This is a genomic window from Vibrio sp. 2-1-2a, assembly GCF_032648565.1.
In the GTDB taxonomy this organism is placed as follows: domain Bacteria; phylum Pseudomonadota; class Gammaproteobacteria; order Enterobacterales; family Vibrionaceae; genus Vibrio; species Vibrio diabolicus.
This window is the reverse complement of record NZ_WBOH01000001.1, coordinates 349628-369596: the sequence shown is the minus strand read 5'-3', so window position 1 is coordinate 369596 and position 19969 is coordinate 349628. Positions and strand designations below refer to the sequence as shown.

The following is a 19969-nucleotide window of genomic DNA, read 5'->3' as shown; positions in this document are numbered from 1 at the left end:
TAATCTTTTCAACTCTGGAAGTTCGCCCAGAATTCATCTACTTTAAAAATAATCCCTTAATTTTTTATGGATGAATGTAATGAGAAGATTGCTCATTCCTGTCGCCATCTCGGCTGTGTTGTCGGGGTGTGGTAAAGAACTTCCCCCTGTTCCAGAACCTGAATCCCGCCCCGCAAAGCTATTTACAGTATCTGTTGGCAATGCCCAATTTGAACGACACTTTCCTGCCACGACGGAAGCTGGTGATAAAGCGGTACTGACGTTTCGAGTTCCTGGACTTCTTCAAACGATTGAGGTGAATGAAGGTCAAGTCGTCAGCAAAGGCGATGTATTGGCTTCATTAAACCCTGATGAATATGCTCTGCTTGAACAGCAAGCTCGGGCAAATTTCGCGCTCGCAGACGTGCAGTACAAGCGATACCAAAAGTTACGTAAAGACCAAGTGGTGTCCGAACAAGACTTTGATGAGGCAAAAGCGAATCACAACTCAGCCAAAGCTCAGTGGAATCAAGCAAAGGCAAATTTAAGGTATACCAAACTTGTCGCGCCATATGATGGTACGATTTCATATATTCCAGCAGAAAACCATGAGTATGTTGCCGCAAAAGAAGGCGTGATGAATATTCAATCCAACCAACTGCTTAAGGTGATATTCCAAGTCCCTGACTATCTGCTAAATCGTTACACTCAGGGTAGCGATGTCTCTGCCAGAATGGTCTTTGACGCTTTCCCCGAGCAGTCATTTGACTTGACCTTTCAAGAAATCGATACAGAAGCCGATCCTAAAACCGGTAGTTACAAAGTCACTATGGTGATGGAGCGACCAGCAGAAATAGGCCTTTTACCGGGCATGTCTGGTAATGCTTACCTCCTATCTAAAAATGCTGGTGCAACAAAAATTCCTAATTCCGCGCTGCTAGAAGAGAACGGCAAAACATACGTTTGGCGTGTCGATGAGCAAGGTATTGTGTCCAAAGCCGCTATTGAAATGAATGACAAAAACCAAGTGTTAGCTGGGCTTAACGATGGCGATCAAATCATTATCTCTGGTGTTAGTGTAATTGAACCCGGAATTAAGGTAAGAGCCTGGATTAAGGAAAGAGGGTTGTAATATGAAAGGAATCATCTCTCTAGCGGCATTATTTTCAACGTTTCTTCTTGTTGGTTGTGGCGATAAGGCACCAGAAAAAGCTCTTGAGACACCGCGTGTAAGAGTTACCTCATTAGCGGGAAATCGGGTGGATGACAACTTATATTTCCCTGCGGTTGCGAATGCAGCGGATCGCTCTCATTTGAGTTTCCGAGTGGCAGGAGAAGTCAGCCGCATCATGGTAAAAGAGGGCGATAAAGTCACGAAGGGTGATGTTATCGCAACGTTGGATCCTACTGACTATGAGTTGGATGTAGATAATGCGAGTGCGCGTTTTTCTGTTGTTGACAGTCAGTATCGCCGTTCACGTCCTTTAGTTGACAAAGGTCTATTAGCTAAGTCTCAGTTTGATGAAATTGCAGCACAACGACAAATCGCTCTGGCTGAGCTTAAGTTAGCGAAACTCCGTTTATCATTTACTACCTTAAAAGCGCCTGTGGATGGGATCATTTCGCGAGTTAATATCGAGCAATTCGAAAATGTCCAAGTCGGACAGCATATCGTCAATATTCATAGTTTGGAGCGAGTAGAGGTGCTGATTCAACTTCCAGACCGGCTCTATGTTAACCAACCGCCAACGGAAGAAAGGCTTACCGCGATAAAGGCATTGGTGCGCGTGCCTAGTGGTAACGAGTACAACGCGACCGTGAAAGAATTTACGACTGAGCCAGACCCAACAACAGGTACGTTTACCGTCACATTATCGCTTCCTATGCCGGAAGAAGAATACATCCTAGATGGGATGGCCGTTGAGGTGACCTCCAAAGATAAGAACGTTGGCTTGGATCTCAATTTAGGAATTAATGTTCCCATTGAAGCCATTTTTAATGCGGACGGTGACGAGCTGGGGCGCGAAAATAAATTTGTTTGGGTACTGAATGATGACAACACGGTATCGCGCAGGCAGGTGCGAGCAGGTAAAGCATCTAAAACGTCCATTCAAATCCTTGATGGTCTCATGCTCAAAGACAAAGTTGTGATTGCCGGTGTTTCTCGGTTAAGGGATGGCATGAAAGTGGAAGTGATACAGGAAATGGCTACGCAGGAGGCCGGTCTATGAGCGATCTTAATAAATCAGTGCCTCAAAGTGATGATGATGTGACCGGTATTGCTGCGTACTTCATCCGAAATCGTGTCATCAGTTGGATGGTCGCACTGATCTTTTTGATTGGTGGTATCGCTGCATTCTTTGGGTTAGGGCGTCTTGAAGACCCTGCTTTTACCATCAAAGATGCCATGGTGGTGACCTCTTATCCTGGTGCGACGCCGCAACAAGTCGAAGAAGAAGTGACTTATCCGATCGAAAAAGCGATTCAGCAGCTTACTTATGTTGATGAAGTGAATTCGATTTCTAGCCGAGGATTATCGCAAATCACGGTCACGATGAAGAACAATTATGGCCCTGATGATCTGCCACAAATCTGGGATGAGTTACGCCGTAAAGTGAATGACCTTAAAGGGACGTTGCCTCCGGGTGTGAATGAACCTCAAGTGATCGATGATTTTGGTGATGTTTACGGGATTTTGTTAGCGGTGACTGGCGACGGTTATAGCTATAAGGAGCTACTGGATTACGTCGATTACTTACGCCGAGAGCTCGAACTGGTTGATGGAGTGAGCAAAGTTTCGGTATCCGGGCAGCAGCAAGAGCAAGTTTTCATCGAAGTATCGATGAAAAAGCTGAGCAGTATAGGACTTTCTCCCGATACGGTCTTTAATCTTCTCTCGACGCAAAACGTGGTTTCTGACGCAGGGGCGATCAGAATTGGTGACGAGTACATCAGAATTCAGCCGACTGGCGAATTCCAGAGTGTGGATGAGCTAGGCGATTTGTTGATTACTGAGTCGGGAGCTCAGGGGCTCATCTTCTTGAAAGATGTGGCGGAAATAAAACGTGGGTATGTAGAAGTACCGAGTAATATTATTAATTTTAACGGCAGCCTCGCACTGAACGTGGGTGTTTCTTTTGCTGAAGGTGTCAACGTCGTTGAAGTCGGAAAAGCATTTGATCATCGCCTTGCCGAGCTAAAGTACCAACAACCTGTCGGTATCGAAATTTCCGAAATTTACAGTCAGCCTAAAGAGGTGGATAAATCGGTTAGCGGTTTTGTTGTCAGCTTGGCTCAAGCCGTCGGTATCGTCATTATCGTACTTCTGTTCTTTATGGGGCTACGTTCAGGTCTGCTTATCGGTTTGATTTTACTGCTGACGGTGTTGGGTACGTTCATTTTCATGAAGTATCTCGCGATAGATTTGCAGCGGATTTCATTAGGTGCCTTGGTTATCGCGTTAGGTATGTTGGTGGATAATGCGATTGTCGTGGTTGAAGGGATTTTGATTGGTACCCAAAAAGGACGAACTCGACTCCAAGCGGCGACTGATATCGTTACCCAAACCAAGTGGCCATTACTTGGAGCAACTGTGATTGCGGTAACCGCATTTGCTCCCATTGGACTGTCTGAGGATTCGACGGGTGAATACTGTGGCACTTTGTTTACGGTTCTTCTTATCTCATTGATGTTGAGTTGGTTTACCGCCATCTCGTTGACACCGTTCTTCGCTGACATCTTCTTTAAAGGCCAGAAGATTAAACAAGGTGAAGGGGAAGAAAATGATCCATATAACGGGGTTATTTTCGTTATTTATAAAAAGTTTCTCCAGTTCTGTATGCGCCGTGCTTGGTTTACCGTTGTGGTGCTGATTGCGGGATTAGCGGCAAGTATTTATGGGTTCACCTTTGTGAAGCAAGCGTTTTTCCCATCGTCGACAACGCCTATTTTTCAGTTAGATGTATGGATGCCGGAAGGAACTGATATTCGTGCCACCAACACAACGCTTAAAGAGCTAGAAAGTTGGTTAGCCAAGCAAGAGCATGTCGACCATATCACGACGACCGCGGGTAAAGGCTTACAGCGCTTCATGTTAACGTACGCGCCAGAGAAAAGTTATGCGGCTTATGGTGAGATAACCACTCGTATGGAAAATTACGAAGCGTTAAAACCATTAATGGCGAAGTTTCGAGAGTATTTAAAAGCCAACTACCCAGAAATCAATTACAAGCTCAAACAGATTGAGTTAGGCCCTGGTGGTGGTGCAAAAATTGAAGCGCGCATTATTGGCTCTGATCCAACCGTCCTTCGTACGATAGCCGCTCAGGTCAAGGACATCATGTACGCCGATCCTCAGGCAACAAATATCAGGCATGATTGGCGTGAACGAACCCAAGTTCTTGAACCTCAGTTTAACGAGAGTCAGGCACGTCGCTATGGCATTACCAAATCGGACGTCGATGACTTCTTGTCCATGTCATTCTCTGGAATGACGATAGGTTTATACCGAGACGGCACGACGCTCATGCCTATCGTGGCTCGCTTACCTGAAGATGAACGCATTGATATTCGTAACATCGAAGGCATGAAAATATGGAGTCCAGCACAGAGTGAGTTTATCCCACTTCAACAAGTTACAATGGGTTACGACATGCGCTGGGAGGATCCTATCATCGTGCGTAAGAACCGTAAGCGCATGCTCACTGTGATGGCAGACCCTGATATTCTAGGTGAAGAAACCGCATCGACGTTGCAAAAACGTTTACAGCCCCAAATCGAAGCGATTCAAATGCCCCCTGGCTATTCACTAGAGTGGGGTGGTGAATACGAATCTTCTGGTGATGCTCAAGAGTCGCTGTTTACTACTATGCCAATGGGGTACTTGTTCATGTTCTTGATCACTGTATTCCTATTTAACTCTATCAAAGAGCCACTCATTGTTTGGCTTACCGTGCCGCTGGCGTTAATTGGTGTCACCACCGGTTTGTTGGCACTCAACACGCCGTTTGGTTTTATGGCTTTGCTCGGCTTCTTAAGCTTATCGGGAATGGTGCTCAAAAATGGCATCGTATTACTGGACCAAATTGAAATAGAAATGAAATCGGGTAAAGAGGCTTATGATGCGGTCGTTGATGCTGCGGTAAGCCGTGTTCGTCCTGTGTGTATGGCAGCTATCACGACGATCCTTGGTATGATCCCACTATTACCAGATATTTTCTTCAAACCAATGGCGGTTACGATTATGTTTGGTTTGGGCTTTGCGACAGTCCTGACACTGATTGTCGTGCCAGTGTTGTATCGTTTATTCCATAAAGTGGCAGTACCGAAACAGGCTTAGTGCTACTGATATAACGATGAAAAGTATCGCGCCTCTAGCTCATCAGTTAGAGGCGCTTTTTAAGGAAGAATAATGACAGAACAAAAAACGTGTGCGTGGGCGATGAATCACCCATTAGAGCGCGAATATCATGATTCCGAATGGGGCGTGCCAGTATATGACGACCAAACCCTGTTTGAATTTATTACGTTGGAAGGTGCGCAAGCTGGGCTTAGTTGGATTACCATTCTTAAAAAGCGCGAAGGGTATAGAGAAGCGTTCGAGAACTACGACCTAGATGCGTTGGAACAAAGAAATGAAGAACGCGCTGAATACATCGTGGAAAACTTCGATGTTGTAAGGCATCGCGGAAAGATTAACTCGGTTTTCAGTAATGCCAAAGCGGCCAAAGCGTTAATTGCTGAATACGGGAGTTTATCAGACGCGTTGTGGCAGTTCGTGGACGGCGAACCAATCGTCAATCAATGGCAGCATATGAGTGACGTACCAGCTTCGACAGAGCAATCCAAAGCCATGAGTAAATTCCTTAAAAAGAAAGGCTTCAAGTTTGTCGGTGAAACCATCTGTTATGCTTTCATGCAAGCCGTCGGCATGGTGGATGACCATATCGTTGGATGTCCTAAAAAGCAGAATAAGTAACGTTTGGCTTATTAAGTTTATGTTGTTAGTTCTGGCTATCATGAATACGTTCCAAAGCTTCGATTCGACGCCATTGAGTGGCATCGAAGCTTTGCTTTCTTAAAGCAATGATTTCTGCCTGTTTTTCGTCTTGCCCTAGAAAATCCCTATTCAGAATCTCTTGACGCTGTTTTAAGTAAGTGGCGAGTTGAGTCTCAAATGATGCTCTTTGCTCATCAAGCTTTTGTAGCCTTTGCGCTCCAGCGTCTCCCACCAGTGCAACACGGGCGATGTACTTATCTTGTGAATCAAGCTGAGAAGCTTGCTCGAGTTGCTCCGCTAATGCGTTATTGCGTTCACTTTCTCGGATATAATCTGGTTGTTCTGATAACGCTTGATTGAGAAGGTGTGTTTGACTCTCGATATCCGATGCCTGTTTTTTAATCGTCAGCTTTTCCAATGCAAGTTGGCGAAGTCGGTTTTCTTCGTCAAACAATTGAGCTATCTGGACCTCGCTAAAGTATTGAAGTTGTAAATTCAGTATCGCTTCATTCAGCATGGTTAGCTGTTCAATCGTTAGTTGGTTATGCTCAAAAGGCTCTAATGCAGAGAGCGCTTGCTTGTAGGAAAGGTAGGTCTGGAAGAGTTTGGCATCAATATTCAGTGTTTGTTTTGCTAAAGTGTCATCATTGACTTCCGCTTTGATCGTATCGAGATCTTCTTCGCCCAGCCGGCTAAGAGAATATTCGAAGAAGTCTTTTGGGGAAGAGACATCGGCGGCTATGTCTTGCTGAGATTGCGAATGGCTAGAGGTTATCTCTTGTTGTTTGTCGCTTTGCAATAGAGAAAGCGCTCCCACGCCAAATATTGAGAGCAGGATAAAAGTGGTGAGAGCGACTTTCTTCATTGTGATGACCTCTTATAAACCTTGAAGTTTGAGACGATTTGCATGTTGGCGATAAAGCGTGACTGGATCGGTTTCAAAAAGATGATGAATACCGAGTAGACCGTTAATTTCATCCAAATGGTTCATTTGATAATCATCACGTATGACTTTGCCTAAATGTGTGCTGCACGCACCAACTAAGCCATCATTCGGCCCATCAAAGGCTAAGCCAAGTACCATCATGGCAGCGTCAGTCGGATCGAAAACGTTTGTAAAAGTGGATGATCCGGTCCATGAGTAGTAATAAACGCCATTTGAAGCTAGCAAGTCGCCATTACCACATTCGCTAGTAGGCACTCCCTCTGGGTAGTGCTGGTTAAACGCCAATGAGCCTTCCGTGGTCAAGGCTGCTAATGAGGCTAAAGGGTCTTGGTCGAGATCAGAACCGCCTGATAGAAGATTAATAAGAGTGGTTAAGCCTTGCGCCAGTTTTACCGCGAGCTGCTCACTACCAGAACCCTCAGATACGGTGCCACGAACTAAATCTGCCACTTTAGACCCTTTATTAACGCCACCGATACTCGTAACTGATGCGACTAGGTCAGGACGGACAGAGGCAACATAGCGCGTTGTGGGACCACCATGACTGTGACCAATGAGATTGACTTTCTCTGCGCCTGTTGCTGCTAGTAAGGTTTCTACTTGAGCAAGCAGCTGCTCCCCTCGAACTTCGCTGCTGTTGGTCGCGGATACCTGCGCTACATAAACTTTAGCGCCGTCTTTCGTTAAGGAATGTGGTATTCCGAAAAAGTAATCTACGCCTGCGAGGGTATCAAAACCAAATAATCCATGAACCAGAACAATCGGATACTTGGTTTGGGTATAACCCGTTGCGGCGTGTACGGAGGTTATTGGGACGGTAATTAAGGTAAAAAGCATTAGCGTTATGAGTTTAAGTTTCAAAACTATCTCCTTGTGGTATGACCTCTTATGAATGATAAAAAGTAGGAGAGAAACTCTAAATTTGGAAAGCCTATTTGTGGCACATTATTTCATTCTGTGACTGCTCAATTGAAAAACAACACAAATGATTAACATTAACGAATGGGTGGTGGGAATGTTAGGTAATTCTAATTAAGTCAGCGAGTTATAGAGACGCCCCGCGAAGCGGGGCGATTCAATTACTATTTTAGAGAGACTTCTTTTTCTAAAATTAACGCGTTATAGCGCGCAAAACCAGCCTCTAGATCGGCGATCAAGTCATCCACGTCTTCTAAGCCAATATGAATTCGAACTAAAGTGCCCTCAAAGTGTGGGTGCGCTACGGTTCTCAAGCTGTTAAAGCTCTTTGGTTCGTTAGCAAGAATGAGGCTTTCATACCCGCCCCAAGAATAACCCATACTGAAGTGTTTCATACCGTCAAGCAGAGCCGTCGTCGCTTTTGGATAAGACGTTTTGAGAACAAATGAAAACAAGCCGTTTCCACCAGTGAAGTCACGTTTGAAAAACTCATGGCCAGGGCACGATTCCAATGCTGGGTGGCGGACATGATCAACTTCCGGACGAGAAGCTAGCCACTTCGCGACTTTCAAGCTACTTTCTGCGTGTTGTCTTAGGCGAACATCCAGCGTGCGAATACCACGAAGGCCTAGGTATGCGTCGTCAGGAGAAACGCACTGACCCATCAAGTAGCTTTGTTCGCGCAGTTGGGGCCAGTATTTTTCGGAAGCTACGGCTGTACCTAACATTACATCAGAGTGACCAACTATGTATTTGGTGGCGGCTTGAATGGAAATATCGACACCATGTTCAAATGGTGAGAAGTTCACGCCAGCTCCCCATGTGTTATCAAGCATCACAATAATATCGTGCTCGTGAGCAATGCGCGCCAATGTTGGTACGTCCTGCACCTCCATTGTGACTGACCCCGGAGATTCTAGGAAAAGGACTTTGGTATTTGGTTGAATCAAATCACGAATACCTTCGCCGATCATCGGATCATAATAGGTAGTTTCGATGCCCATTTTCTTCATGATGGTATTACAAAAATCACGAGTTGGTTCGTAACAAGTGTCCACCATCAGAATGTGATCGCCAGTTTCGACGAAAGAAAGAATCGCATTTGAAATTGCTGCCGTGCCACAAGGGTAGAGAGCACAACCTGAGCCACCTTCAATCTCAACCATTGCATCTTGAAAAGCGAAGTGCGTGTTGGTGCCACGGCGACCATAAAATAATGTTTTATTGGTGCGGTTCATGGTGGCTTGGTTCTTCTCTGCAACCGTGTTGAATACCACGGTTGAAGCGCGTTGAACGGGTGGGTTTACAACACCGTTTGTCCACTTTTTATCGCGGCCAGCGGTAATGAGCTTGGTTTTTTTGCCCTCTGACATAAAAGTTCCCTGTCTTAAATATTACGATTTTGATTATTTAAAACATGGACGACATAACGTTTGCAAGGGAAAAGTCAACTATCACCCAATAATAGCCGAGATTATCGAGTGAAGGCGTCAAAGCTGAAAGGTTGAGTTGTAGTCTTAGAGTGTATCGCTAAGGTGGAAAACGTAAGTAGAACAAACCTCCAGCAAGATGTTTGAAGCGCTGGAGGTTTTTTTAGTCGGTGTATTTGAGGTATTAGAGGAGTGGATTGAAGAGATAGAACACTCGCTCTAAGAATCGAGAAAATAGGCTTCTTTTCTCCCATTCTTCCAATACAACAGTGTGAGATTGCTTAATATAGCTATCTTGTAACCAAGACATTTGCTTCGTGAATTCTTCGTCGTCAACGGCGAGGGTAACTTCGAAGTTCAGCCACAAGCTGCGCATATCCATGTTTACGGTGCCAACTAAACAGAATTGGTCGTCAATTACGACGGATTTCGTATGCAGCAAACCACCATAAAACTCATAGATTTTGACTCCTGCACACAAAAGCTCACTATAAAAAGCGCGTGATGCCCATTGCACCATCATTGAGTCATTTTTATGTGGAATGATCAGTTCAACATCAATGCCTCGTTGTGCTGTCATCTTTAACGTTTCAAGTAAATCAGCATTGGGCACGAAATATGGCGTTGTGATTCGTACTGAGCGATTGGCTTGGTTGATTGCCAATGTTAATACTTGATAGATCAGATATTCCGGCATACCAGGGCCAGAAGGCACAACCTGAATAGGATGTTGGAACTCACTCTCATCGATCTTACATTCAGGTAGTCTCGGTAAATGACGTTCGCCAGTTTCGACTTCCCAATCCCAACAGTGGATAGCACTCAATACGTTTACCGTTGGTCCCGTAATGCGAACCATGATGTCCACCCAATGCCCGACGCCACTGTTTTGCTTGAAGTAAGCCGGGTCAACCAAGTTCATTGAACCTGTATAAGCAATTTCATCATCAATTACGATGATCTTGCGATGTTGGCGAAGATCAAGACGACGTAAGAAAATACGCCACATCTTCACTTCTAGCGCTTGAATAACTTCAATTCCAGCATCCTGCATCATTCGATACCAAGGACTTCTGAAAAAACGTGGACTACCTGCTGAATCGAGCAATAGTTTGACATCTACGCCGCGTTTAGCCGCTTGGATAAGTGCAGAAGCGACAGAGTCAGCCAAACCACCTGGATGCCAAATGTAGAATACCATTCGAATACTGGTTTGCGCATTTTCGATATCTTCGATAATCGAGTGCAAAATTTCGTCAGGCTTTTGCTGTAATGAGAGCGTGTTACCGCTGAGTGCTGGTAACCCGAGGCGGTTGTTACAAAGTTCATCAATTCGGTAGATGTGCCTTCCCATCGTTTCTGGGTTGTGCGCGTTACAGTCGTTCAACTGACTGAACCACTTCTCGAATGGTGTAAACATCTCTTTTGCGCGTTCGGCCCGTTTTCTGCCTAAGTTCAGTTCACCGAAGAGGAAATAACACGCGACACCCAGAACGGGAAGGATATAAATGATCATTAGCCAAGCTAAAGACACGCTCACTGCACGGCGCTTTAAAACGACACGAATGGTCACACCTGCGACCAGTAACCAATATAGCCCGATGCCAGCTAAAGTAAGAAAGTGATAAAACTTGTCCATATACGCTCAGAGTAATATGCCCTTCTAGGATATTAAGCATAAAAGTGGGTTGGGGGAATAGATTTCCCATTTAGACGTGGGATTGACCTTATATGAGGAACGAATTTCATAACAGCTGATTCTGTTATCTTAATGTGAAAAATAAGGCCATTCTTTAACTTTTGAACAAAAAAGCAGCATTTAACCTGCGTAACTCGACACTTGTGCGATAAATGTACTTTTTTGGGGTTCCAATTTTAAAGGGGAGCTGCTTTACTTTCTAGACATAGTGCGTCGAACGCTTATTTTATAAGTGTACAATAATTTTTACATAAACTTTTTAGGCGCCTATCTCTATGCATACACAACAAACTAATTTTGGAGAAAAAGCGTGGCTACAACTAATACAGCAGCACCACGTGATACGTGGGGGTCTAAACTAGGCTTCGTAATGGCAGCAGCGGGTTCCGCTGTCGGTTTAGGCAATATATGGAAATTCCCTTACACAGCGGGTGAGAGTGGCGGCGGTGCATTCGTTGCTATCTACCTTATCTTTGTTATTTTTATCGGCTTTAGCGTGATGCTGACAGAGTTCGCTATTGGTCGTAAGACAGGTCTTTCTGCCGTAGGTGCATTCAAAACAACTGACCGACGCTGGACGTTCACTGGCGTTATGGGAGTCTTCAGTGGTCTTTTGATCATGGGCTTCTACCCAGTGGTTGGTGGTTGGGCATTGGCCTACATCTTTAAAGTGGGCGGTGGTCTACTCAGCGCGCCAGAAGCAATTGGCGACAGCTTTGGCGGTTTCATCTCAGATCCGATTCAACCTTTAATGTGGATGGGTGTTTACCTGTTCCTTAACGTCATGATTGTGATGAAAGGGATTTCGGGTGGTATTGAGAAAGCCGGTAAGGTTCTGATGCCGCTTCTGTTCTTAATCCTAATCGTTGTTTCTGTTAAAGGCTTGATGCTGCCAGGTGCAATGGCTGGCCTTGAGTTCTTATTCATGCCGGACTTTTCTAAAGTCGATAGCAATGTGGTTCTTGCTGCACTAGGGCAGGCGTTCTTCTCACTTAGCTTAGGTATGGGCTGTATGATGACGTACGGTTCTTACCTGAAGAAGAAAGAGAACCTAGTTCAAACAACCGGTATGGTTACTGCGATGGATACAGGTGTCGCGATTCTTGCTGGTGTTGCTATGTTCCCTGCTATGTTTGCCTTTGGCATGGAGCCTGCGGCAGGCCCAGGTCTTGTATTCGTTGTCGTTCCTCAACTATTTGCTGAAATGGGCGGTGTGATTGGGTTGCTATTCGCGTTGCTATTTTTCATCGGCTTGACGGTGGCGGCATTAACTTCTTCAGTATCACTATTGGAAGTTGTCGTGTCTTACCTAATCGATGAGAAAGGCATGAAGCGCTCTAACGCGGTTCTGTCTGCAAGTGCAGTTATGGCGGCATTATGTATTTTTGCGTCACTATCGTTAGGTGGAATGGGGCCAACGCTGTTTGGTACAGGTGCCTTTGATATCTTCGACTTGCTAACGGACAAAATCTTCCTAGCGGTTGGTGGTATGTTGGTTTGTATCTTTGCTGGATGGCGCCTAAGCCGTGCTGAGCTAGAAAAAGAGATCACTAATGACGGCGAAGTATCCTTCCCGCTATTTGGATTGTGGTACAACCTAGTTAAATACTTGATTCCTGTTGCGATCGCTATTGTTGCCTTCATGGGGATTAAGTCTGGCTTTGACAGTGGCAAAGGTGAAATCATGCTGCTGGGTATCGCAATCATTGGTCTTGCTGGTATTTTCTCTAGAAAGCTCTAGCTCAGGCCTTGGGGCAAGCCTCGATAGCTTTGTCCGATAACTTATGTATACTGCTGGCTCCAAACGTGGAGCCAGTTTTTTATGTTCGATATTCTACACACCCATCCCGATTTTCTGATCATCAATAAGCATCCCAACGTCTCTGTTCATAAAGACGATGGCGACACAATGCTGCTGCAAGAAGTGGCTAAGCAGAGTGGTGATGAGCAGCTTTATCTTATCCATCGCTTGGATAAAATGACATCGGGTATTCTGCTCCTCGGACGCAATGCCAAAGCGGCCAGTGCGTTATCGCAAGCCTTCGCTGACCGCCAAGTGGAAAAGTTCTATCTGGCGATTGGCTCTAAAAAGCCGAAAAAGAAACAAGGTTTGGTCGTTGGTGACATGGAGCGTTCGCGCCGTTCATCATGGAAGCTGGTCAACAACAAAAATAACCCAGCCGTTACCCAGTTTTTCTCTCTTGCGGCAGAGCCCGGAGAACGCCTATTTTTATGTAAGCCGCACACTGGTAAAACGCATCAAATCCGTGTGGCATTAAAATCGGTTGGCTCAGGTATTGTTGGTGACCCGATTTACAATGCAGGCAATGAGGCTGATCGCGGTTATCTGCATGCATTTTCACTTTGCTTCCAATACCGAGATGAGCAATACCGCTTTGTTTGCGACCCACGAGAACACAAAATGCTTGGTAAAAAATGGCACAGTGAGACCGTCTCCCAGGGTTTGGATACTTGGCTTTCCCCTTGGGAACTGAACTGGCCTACGATCAAATAACCGTCACAAAGAAAACTAATAAGAGAACTCGATGCAAGCATCACAACTTCCGCTGTTTTTTCAGCATCTAGAAACCGAGCTCGCGCAAGCTCCGAATGAAATTCGTCGACTGTTTCATGGTCGTGGCCGTCGTTTTGAGGGTTTAGAGCAAATCACCTGTGATTGGTTACAAGGTCAGTTGATTATCAACTTGTTTAAAGAAGTTGATGACGTGTTTCTCGCTGAGCTGAAAAGCGGCCTCAATGCGGTGGCACAATCACAACTGTGGGCAGATAAGCAAGGTCGCACTATGGTTCTTCAGCATCGTTATGCCGATGGTGCGCCTTCAGAAGTGCTTGTCGGTGAATTAGACGCTCGCCCTGTCGTTGAAGAAAGCGGTTTGAAATACCAATTGGATATTGGCCGCAACCAAAACTTCGGTCTGTTTTTGGACATGCGCTACGGTCGTGATTGGGTACGGGAAAATGCGAAGCATAAAAACGTGCTCAACTTGTTTGCTTACACGTGTGGCTTTTCTGTCGCTGCCATTGCGGGTGGCGCAGATAAAGTGGTTAACGTCGACATGGCAAAAGCGTCGCTGTCTAAAGGTCGTGAGAACCACAAGCTAAATGGTCATAACATCAACCAGGTAAGCTTTATGGGGCACGATATCTTTAAATCGTGGGGTAAGATTAAGAAATCTGGTCTGTATGACTTGATTATCATCGATCCGCCTTCATTCCAGAAAGGCAGCTTTGCGCTGACGAAAGATTACAAAAAGATTCTACGTCGATTGCCGGATTTGTTGGCAGACGGCGGTCAAGTGATGGCATGTGTGAACTCGCCATCTGTGACAAGCGACTTCTTGATTGAAAGCATGAAAGAAGAAGCGCCAGAGTTGACATTCCGTGAGCGTCTGGATAACCCACCAGAGTTTATGGACGTAGACAGCGAAGCTGCATTGAAAGTGTTGTTATTTAGCGAGAAGCAATGACGACGAAACGAAAGTTGTACCTATCTATAATACCAGCCGTTTGAGTACGGCTGGCATTTCCGCGATACCCCGTCAATCTGAATAGCGAGACACGAGTGTGATTCAGAGTCTATTCTCAGAGTGAGTTATTCCCAACAAACTGATATTAGATTCCTGATCTCGCCTAGGCTCGTCGGAATGACGGGAAACAATAAAAGATCGATACCAGCAGCATTAACCGATCTGCACTTCAAGATCCGCTTCGATGGTTGATGAGCAGGCGAGCACATAGCCTTGTTCAATTTCTTCTGGCGTTAGTGTTTCTAGGCTGGTAGAAGAGACGTTGCCTTGACGAACCTTGCATTTGCACGAGCCACAAATGCCGCTACGACAAGCGACGATTAATGGTAAACCTGCGCCTTCAAGCACATCGGCCAGTACCTGACCTTTTTGCGCATCGATGGTTTGAGCAAAGTCGGGAACAGAAACACGAACAACTTCATCGGAGACCGATGTTTCTGCGCCAGTCGCAGGCGTAAAACTCTCTTGGTAGAAGTTCGTCATGTCAAAACCAAGGTCATTCAAATAGCCGTGAACATCTTGCATAAACTGGCTTGGACCACACAGGTAAACGGTGCGTTGCTTGAAATCAGGAACAAGCTCTTTAAGCCAGTCGGCATTCAAACGACCTTGTGGGTGTGACGTTCCTTCGCGGTTTTTCAGCAACAGCTTTAAATGGAAGTTAGGATACACAGCGTCGAACGTTTCTAGCTGATCGTAGTAAATCGTCTCTTCTGGGCTGCGTGCGATATGAAGAAATGCGATGTCCACATCGTTGTCGTTTTCATCTTGATTACTCAACCAGTGTTTTGCCATCGAAAATACGGGCGTGACGCCGCAACCTGCACTGATAAGCAAGGCTTTTGTTTCGCCATCACGTAAAACGGGTGGGTGGTCAATGCAGTTAAATTCGCCCGCTGGTGGTAATGCTTGAACGGTATCACCGAGCAGCAGCGAGTCAACGATGTAGTTCGATACTTTACCGCCAGATACTCGTTTGATGGTGAGTTGAAGGTGATCGTCTTCATTGATAGAGCTGATTGAATAGGCACGAAACTCCATTTTTCCATCAATTTCGACGCCCAAGTTAATAAACTGGCCAGGCTTAAACTGAAACAGAAGTGATTCGGTTAGTTCGGCCAATTTTATGCTGACGGTGTCGTGTGTTTCGAAGTATTTGTCGATGCAACGGAGTGTGACGGGTTGGTTACCTTGCCATTCAAAAAACATAACAATCTCTTTGGTTGTGGCTATTTTTGGTTCGAAATAGATAGCGCCTCCGCGTAAGGAGGCGCGTAACAAGCAAGTTTATTAGGCTGCTAGGATGGCTTTTAGATCATCCTGAACATTGCCAATACTGCGCATATCGAACTTCTCTTGTATGATGGCGATTAGGTTTGGCGTTAGGAATGCTGGTGCAGTAGGGCCTGTGTAAATGCCTTTCACGCCCAATGCAAATAGCGTTAGCAAGATAACGATCGCTTTTTGCTCGAACCAAGAAAGCACAAGCGTGAGTGGCAGTTCATTGATGTCACAGTCAAACTCTTTCGCTAGTGCAAGTGCAAGCTGGATTGCAGAGTAAGCATCGTTACATTGGCCCACATCCAATAGGCGAGGAATGCCGTTGATATCGCCGAACGTATTCTTGTTGAAACGGAACTTACCACACGCCAAGGTCAGGATTAGCGTATCTTCTGGCGCTTCAGCCGTAAAATCGGTGTAGTAGCTGCGTTCCGCTTTATCACCATCACAACCGCCGACTAGGAAGAAGTGTTTGATGTTGCCTTGCTTCACTTGATCGATAACCGCAGGGGCGGCGTTCATCAGTGCATTGCGACCAAAACCAACCGTGATGTGGTGTTCGATTTCATCGTGTTGGAAACCGTTTTGCGCTAGAGCACATTCAATCACTTGGCTAAAATCATCGCCTTCGATGTGAGCCACACCAGGCCAGCCAACAATACTACGGGTGAATAAACGGTCTGCGTATTGGCCTACATTTGGATTCAACAAGCAGTTTGACGTCATTACGATTGCGCCAGGGAAGTTTGCGAATTCTTTCTGCTGGTTTTGCCATGCGCTGCCGTAGTTACCGACGAGATGAGGGTATTTCTTCAGCTCAGGGTAGCCGTGTGCAGGCAGCATTTCACCGTTGGTGTAAACGTTGATGCCTTTGCCTTCAGTCTGTTGCAGGATTTTTTCTAGGTCATGCAAGTCATGGCCAGAAACAAGAATGCATTTGCCTTTTACTGGTTTGACGTTCACCGTTGTTGGCTCTGGATGACCGAAGGTCGTTGTTTCACCTTGGTCGAGCATTTCCATCACTCTATAGTTCATCAGGCCAATGCGCATTGAGCAATCAAGTAGTTCGCCGAGATCTTCAGGGTCTGTGCCCAACCACGCCATGATTTCATGATATTCGGCATAGATATCGTTGTTGGTTTGCTCAAGAACACGTGCGTGCTCCATGTACGCGGCTGCACCTTTAAGGCCGTATAGGCAAAGTAGGCGCAGGCCAATAACATCTTCATGTACTTGGTCTTTACCACGGTTAACGGCAACTTGAGGAGCAAAAGCTAACATTGCTTCTGCGCTGTTTGGTAGCTCAAAGTGAGCAACAGCAGGAATGTCAGCGACTTCGGTATCGGCGAGCGTGGCTGCAGACATCACTTGCTCTTTTAGCAATGCTTTATACGTTGCAGCTTGAGAAGTCAGCTCTAGGACACGTTCAGGGTCGAAGTTTACGTTCGTCAATGTAGAGAAAAATGCTTTTGGTGCCCATTGGTTGATTTCATCGTTAATGATATTGAATTCAAGTGCTTTTGATGCCCAAAAAGAAACCCCTTGCAGTGTGTAAACCAACACGTCTTGTAGGTCTGATACTTCAGAAGTTTTGCCACACATGCCTTGTGCAAAAGAACAACCTTTAACAGCAGGGGTTTGAATTGTCTGTTCACATTGAATACAGAACATATTGGGTTCTCCAGTGATTGTTTTAATAGTCGTGATGTTGACTACTAGAGAGCAGAATGCGTGCCAATTGTTATCTTATTGATTTATATTTAATTTTATCGTTTTTAAATGAGTGGTTGATGTAATTAAGACAACGCAGTTGATGTCTTAATTACATCGGCTTCTTGTGGTTGGTTATTTATTGATCCCGAGCTTTTTACCCATCCGATATAAGTTCCCGCGATCCATTTGTAAAAACTCCGCTGCTTTTGCCCAAACGCCACCAGTTTGGCTCAAAGCATGTTCAATTAAATCACGCTGATAGCTTTCTATTAGCTCTCGCATTGGCTGGCTTTCTTTAGGCAGATAATGCGATGTGTTTTTTACATCGTCGAGAGCCAGTGAGGTGTCGAAATGGTTAAGCATGATTGTGCTCGCACCTTGTTGAATGGCGTGTAAAGCCGCGCGAGTTAAAGTGTGTTCGAGCTCGCGTACGTTTCCGTACCAAGGTAAAGACTCCAGTTGAGTCAACACTTTAGGGTGAACGTGCAGATTGGGCGCATTAAATTGTTGGCGTACCTTTTCTAACAGATATCCGGCTAAAACGGGAATATCACCGTCACGGGCACGAAGTGGGGGAACTTGGATTGGGAATACGTTTAAACGGTGGAAAAGGTCTGCTCGAAATGCGCCAGCTTCGACTTCTTTTTCCAGCTGTCGATTGGTCGCGGCGATGATGCGCACATTGACCATCAAATGCTGATCGCTACCTACTCGTTGCAGCTCGCCTTGTTGAATCACACGCAGTAATTTTGCCTGTAAAATCAAAGGCAGTTCGCCCACTTCATCAAGGAAGATAGTTCCGCCGTCTGCCAGTTCAAACTTACCGGCGCGGTGGCTATTGGCTCCAGTGAATGCGCCTTTGACATGGCCAAACAGTTCACTCTCTGCCAGACCTTCTGGTAAAGCCGCACAGTTGACGTAAATCATCGGCTTATCGCTACGATGAGATTGCGCGTGCACCGAGTGCGCGACCAGTTCTTTACCAGTACCGGTCTCTCCTGTGATAAGTACCGCGTAATCCGATTGAGCAACGGTCGCAATGTTGTTTCGTAACTGGTTGATCTGCGGGCTCAAGCCTACCATTTCGCCATGTTGGGAACGGGCTTGTTGGATAAGGGTTTGAGTGACGCTTTTCTGCTTTTGGTTTTGTGCTTTGAGCGCTTTTAATTGAGCAATGTTACGCAATGTCGCAGCGGTCAAAGCCGCCAAGGTTTCGATAGCGACAGGGTCAATGTCATCAAACGCGCCCACCGTTAGGGCATCCATAGTTAGTGCGCCAACAAGTTGGCCTTCCACATGCAAGCTAAAGCCCATGCAATCGTGAACATCAATGCACTGGTCTTCGGTTAATAGTGTGCCGTCAAAAGGATCCGGCAGTGAACAATCGGCATCGAAACGCACAGGTGCGCGGCTATGAATAATGGCATCTAAGCGTGGATGTGCTTTGGGGAAATAGCGACGACCTAAGACCGAGCTGGATAAGCCTTTTACCGCGACAGGAGTCAGAAACCCATCCTCATCGAAGATAAACAGGCAACTAGCATCACATGGGAATACTTGCGCGACCCCATCAATGAGGTTTTGATATTGCTGCTCGTGAGAGCGATTAGAGCTGAGGTTTAGCGCGATATTAAGGAGTACGTGGTCAACAGTCGGAGTCATAACAAGCCCAAAGTTATCTGGAATGGGCTCATGCTAGCAACTTGATGTCATTTGAACATCGAAAGGTGTGGGAGATTGATGTTCCATTGACGACGATCAAACTTGACACAAATAGAATCGCGCAAGCCGATGAGTAAGCAACGTACGCTTGCGCGGATTAAACTCTTTGAACTAAAACAGCAGACCAATGGAAAGGAGTTACCGCGTTCAAATTAGCGAGGAACAACCCTTGCGTCATTGCCAGACATGTTGATTTGAACGGCTTGGCCTGGCTGAAAAATCATGTTGGGGTTTGCTTCTTGAACGACAGAGATTATTTGTCCATCCTCTAAGCGAATAGTCAGATTCACACCATTTCGTTTCGCGGTTGCTTCAGCGGCTTTACTGCCGGCATAACCACCCAGCAGACCACCACCAATAGCTGCGATATCCGAGCCAGAGCCGCCCCCGACTTTTGAGCCTAATATACCACCCACGGCGGCACCAGCGATTGTACCTATGGCGTTGGATTGGGTAGAGGCATCAATGGTTACTGGTTCAACTTTTTCAATCGTTCCGTAGTAAACCTGCTGAACTTTGCGTGTGTCTGAAGAGCCGTATGCATCTCCGTACGGGTTAGGTGATGTACAGCCGCTAAGCATAACAATACAAGACATGATGAGCAGCATACCTAGCTTGACGTATTTTTTCATATAGCCTCCGAATGATTTCTCTCCATCCAAAGAGTATATACCCCAATTTAATATATGCTTTAGTGTTATATAAAACAGGTACTTAGCGGCTGTTCTCTCAAGA

At 45.7% G+C, this 19969-nt stretch carries 15 protein-coding genes; 7 read left to right on the top strand and 8 right to left on the bottom strand.

Annotated features, from left to right (window positions below):
* Window positions 1–79 precede the first annotated feature (79 nt).
* The 4 genes from F7Y48_RS01750 (at window position 80) to F7Y48_RS01735 (ending at window position 5956) form a co-directional block, all read left to right on the top strand.
* The gene (locus F7Y48_RS01750) at window positions 80–1111 is read left to right on the top strand and encodes an efflux RND transporter periplasmic adaptor subunit (RefSeq protein WP_253651497.1); all 1032 of its coding nucleotides are present in this window, start codon (window positions 80–82) and stop codon (window positions 1109–1111) included.
* Window position 1112: 1 nt separating this feature from the next.
* Window positions 1113–2210, top strand: a complete 1098-nt coding sequence (locus tag F7Y48_RS01745) for an efflux RND transporter periplasmic adaptor subunit (protein WP_074191125.1) — start codon at window positions 1113–1115, stop codon at window positions 2208–2210.
* On the top strand, window positions 2207–5317 hold the full coding sequence (gene vmeI, locus F7Y48_RS01740; protein WP_316679991.1) for an efflux RND transporter permease subunit VmeI: 3111 nt from the start codon (window positions 2207–2209) through the stop codon (window positions 5315–5317). Before F7Y48_RS01745 ends, vmeI begins: the two co-directional genes overlap by 4 nt.
* A gap of 72 nt (window positions 5318–5389) precedes the next feature.
* Window positions 5390–5956, top strand: coding sequence for a DNA-3-methyladenine glycosylase I (locus F7Y48_RS01735; protein WP_104971518.1), 567 nt, complete (start codon window positions 5390–5392; stop codon window positions 5954–5956).
* Window positions 5957–5981: 25 nt separating this feature from the next.
* Here the strand turns inward: F7Y48_RS01735 and F7Y48_RS01730 are convergent, their stop codons facing one another.
* The 4 genes from F7Y48_RS01730 to cls form a co-directional block, all read right to left on the bottom strand.
* Window positions 5982–6842, bottom strand: a complete 861-nt coding sequence (locus tag F7Y48_RS01730) for a lipase secretion chaperone (protein WP_316679990.1) — start codon at window positions 6840–6842, stop codon at window positions 5982–5984.
* A gap of 12 nt (window positions 6843–6854) precedes the next feature.
* Complete coding sequence (locus tag F7Y48_RS01725; RefSeq protein ID WP_017634669.1) at window positions 6855–7760, bottom strand: esterase/lipase family protein; 906 nt, start codon at window positions 7758–7760, stop codon at window positions 6855–6857.
* 245 nt (window positions 7761–8005) lie between these two features.
* Window positions 8006–9214: a cystathionine beta-lyase gene (locus F7Y48_RS01720; RefSeq protein WP_085343097.1), complete on the bottom strand. Its 1209-nt coding sequence runs from the start codon at window positions 9212–9214 to the stop codon at window positions 8006–8008.
* Window positions 9215–9455: 241 nt separating this feature from the next.
* Complete coding sequence (gene cls / locus F7Y48_RS01715; protein ID WP_316679988.1) at window positions 9456–10910, bottom strand: cardiolipin synthase; 1455 nt, start codon at window positions 10908–10910, stop codon at window positions 9456–9458.
* A gap of 430 nt (window positions 10911–11340) precedes the next feature.
* Here cls and F7Y48_RS01710 point away from each other — a divergent pair, with 430 nt between their 5' ends.
* The 3 genes from F7Y48_RS01710 to F7Y48_RS01700 all read left to right on the top strand — a co-directional run bounded on the left by F7Y48_RS01710 (window position 11341) and on the right by F7Y48_RS01700 (window position 14458).
* Entirely contained in the window at window positions 11341–12711 is a 1371-nt protein-coding gene (locus tag F7Y48_RS01710; RefSeq protein ID WP_043884644.1) for a sodium-dependent transporter, read from the top strand.
* Between the two features lie 81 nt (window positions 12712–12792).
* The gene (locus F7Y48_RS01705; RefSeq protein ID WP_316679986.1) at window positions 12793–13485 is read left to right on the top strand and encodes a TIGR01621 family pseudouridine synthase; all 693 of its coding nucleotides are present in this window, start codon (window positions 12793–12795) and stop codon (window positions 13483–13485) included.
* Between the two features lie 31 nt (window positions 13486–13516).
* A complete protein-coding gene (locus tag F7Y48_RS01700; RefSeq protein ID WP_182036712.1) occupies window positions 13517–14458 on the top strand; it encodes a class I SAM-dependent methyltransferase in 942 nt (313 codons plus the stop codon).
* Window positions 14459–14671: 213 nt separating this feature from the next.
* Here the strand turns inward: F7Y48_RS01700 and F7Y48_RS01695 are convergent, their stop codons facing one another.
* The 4 genes from F7Y48_RS01695 to F7Y48_RS01680 form a co-directional block, all read right to left on the bottom strand.
* A complete protein-coding gene (locus F7Y48_RS01695) occupies window positions 14672–15727 on the bottom strand; it encodes a hybrid-cluster NAD(P)-dependent oxidoreductase (protein WP_025613148.1) in 1056 nt (351 codons plus the stop codon).
* An 81-nt stretch (window positions 15728–15808) separates the two neighbouring features.
* A complete protein-coding gene (hcp, locus tag F7Y48_RS01690; protein WP_316679978.1) occupies window positions 15809–17470 on the bottom strand; it encodes a hydroxylamine reductase in 1662 nt (553 codons plus the stop codon).
* Between the two features lie 174 nt (window positions 17471–17644).
* A complete protein-coding gene (gene norR / locus F7Y48_RS01685; RefSeq protein WP_256936175.1) occupies window positions 17645–19174 on the bottom strand; it encodes a nitric oxide reductase transcriptional regulator NorR in 1530 nt (509 codons plus the stop codon).
* A gap of 212 nt (window positions 19175–19386) precedes the next feature.
* The gene (locus tag F7Y48_RS01680) at window positions 19387–19866 is read right to left on the bottom strand and encodes a glycine zipper 2TM domain-containing protein (protein WP_316679975.1); all 480 of its coding nucleotides are present in this window, start codon (window positions 19864–19866) and stop codon (window positions 19387–19389) included.
* Window positions 19867–19969 lie beyond the last annotated feature (103 nt).

Coding starts and splice junctions, on each gene's coding strand:
- F7Y48_RS01750 (WP_253651497.1), top strand. CDS start 80: ATGAGAAGATTGCTCATTCCTGTCGCCATCTCGGCTGTGTTGTCGGGG.
- F7Y48_RS01745 (WP_074191125.1), top strand. CDS start 1,113: ATGAAAGGAATCATCTCTCTAGCGGCATTATTTTCAACGTTTCTTCTT.
- vmeI (WP_316679991.1), top strand. CDS start 2,207: ATGAGCGATCTTAATAAATCAGTGCCTCAAAGTGATGATGATGTGACC.
- F7Y48_RS01735 (WP_104971518.1), top strand. CDS start 5,390: ATGACAGAACAAAAAACGTGTGCGTGGGCGATGAATCACCCATTAGAG.
- F7Y48_RS01730 (WP_316679990.1), bottom strand. CDS start 6,842: ATGAAGAAAGTCGCTCTCACCACTTTTATCCTGCTCTCAATATTTGGC.
- F7Y48_RS01725 (WP_017634669.1), bottom strand. CDS start 7,760: ATGCTTTTTACCTTAATTACCGTCCCAATAACCTCCGTACACGCCGCA.
- F7Y48_RS01720 (WP_085343097.1), bottom strand. CDS start 9,214: ATGTCAGAGGGCAAAAAAACCAAGCTCATTACCGCTGGCCGCGATAAA.
- cls (WP_316679988.1), bottom strand. CDS start 10,910: ATGGACAAGTTTTATCACTTTCTTACTTTAGCTGGCATCGGGCTATAT.
- F7Y48_RS01710 (WP_043884644.1), top strand. CDS start 11,341: ATGGCAGCAGCGGGTTCCGCTGTCGGTTTAGGCAATATATGGAAATTC.
- F7Y48_RS01705 (WP_316679986.1), top strand. CDS start 12,793: ATGTTCGATATTCTACACACCCATCCCGATTTTCTGATCATCAATAAG.
- F7Y48_RS01700 (WP_182036712.1), top strand. CDS start 13,517: ATGCAAGCATCACAACTTCCGCTGTTTTTTCAGCATCTAGAAACCGAG.
- F7Y48_RS01695 (WP_025613148.1), bottom strand. CDS start 15,727: ATGTTTTTTGAATGGCAAGGTAACCAACCCGTCACACTCCGTTGCATC.
- hcp (WP_316679978.1), bottom strand. CDS start 17,470: ATGTTCTGTATTCAATGTGAACAGACAATTCAAACCCCTGCTGTTAAA.
- norR (WP_256936175.1), bottom strand. CDS start 19,174: ATGACTCCGACTGTTGACCACGTACTCCTTAATATCGCGCTAAACCTC.
- F7Y48_RS01680 (WP_316679975.1), bottom strand. CDS start 19,866: ATGAAAAAATACGTCAAGCTAGGTATGCTGCTCATCATGTCTTGTATT.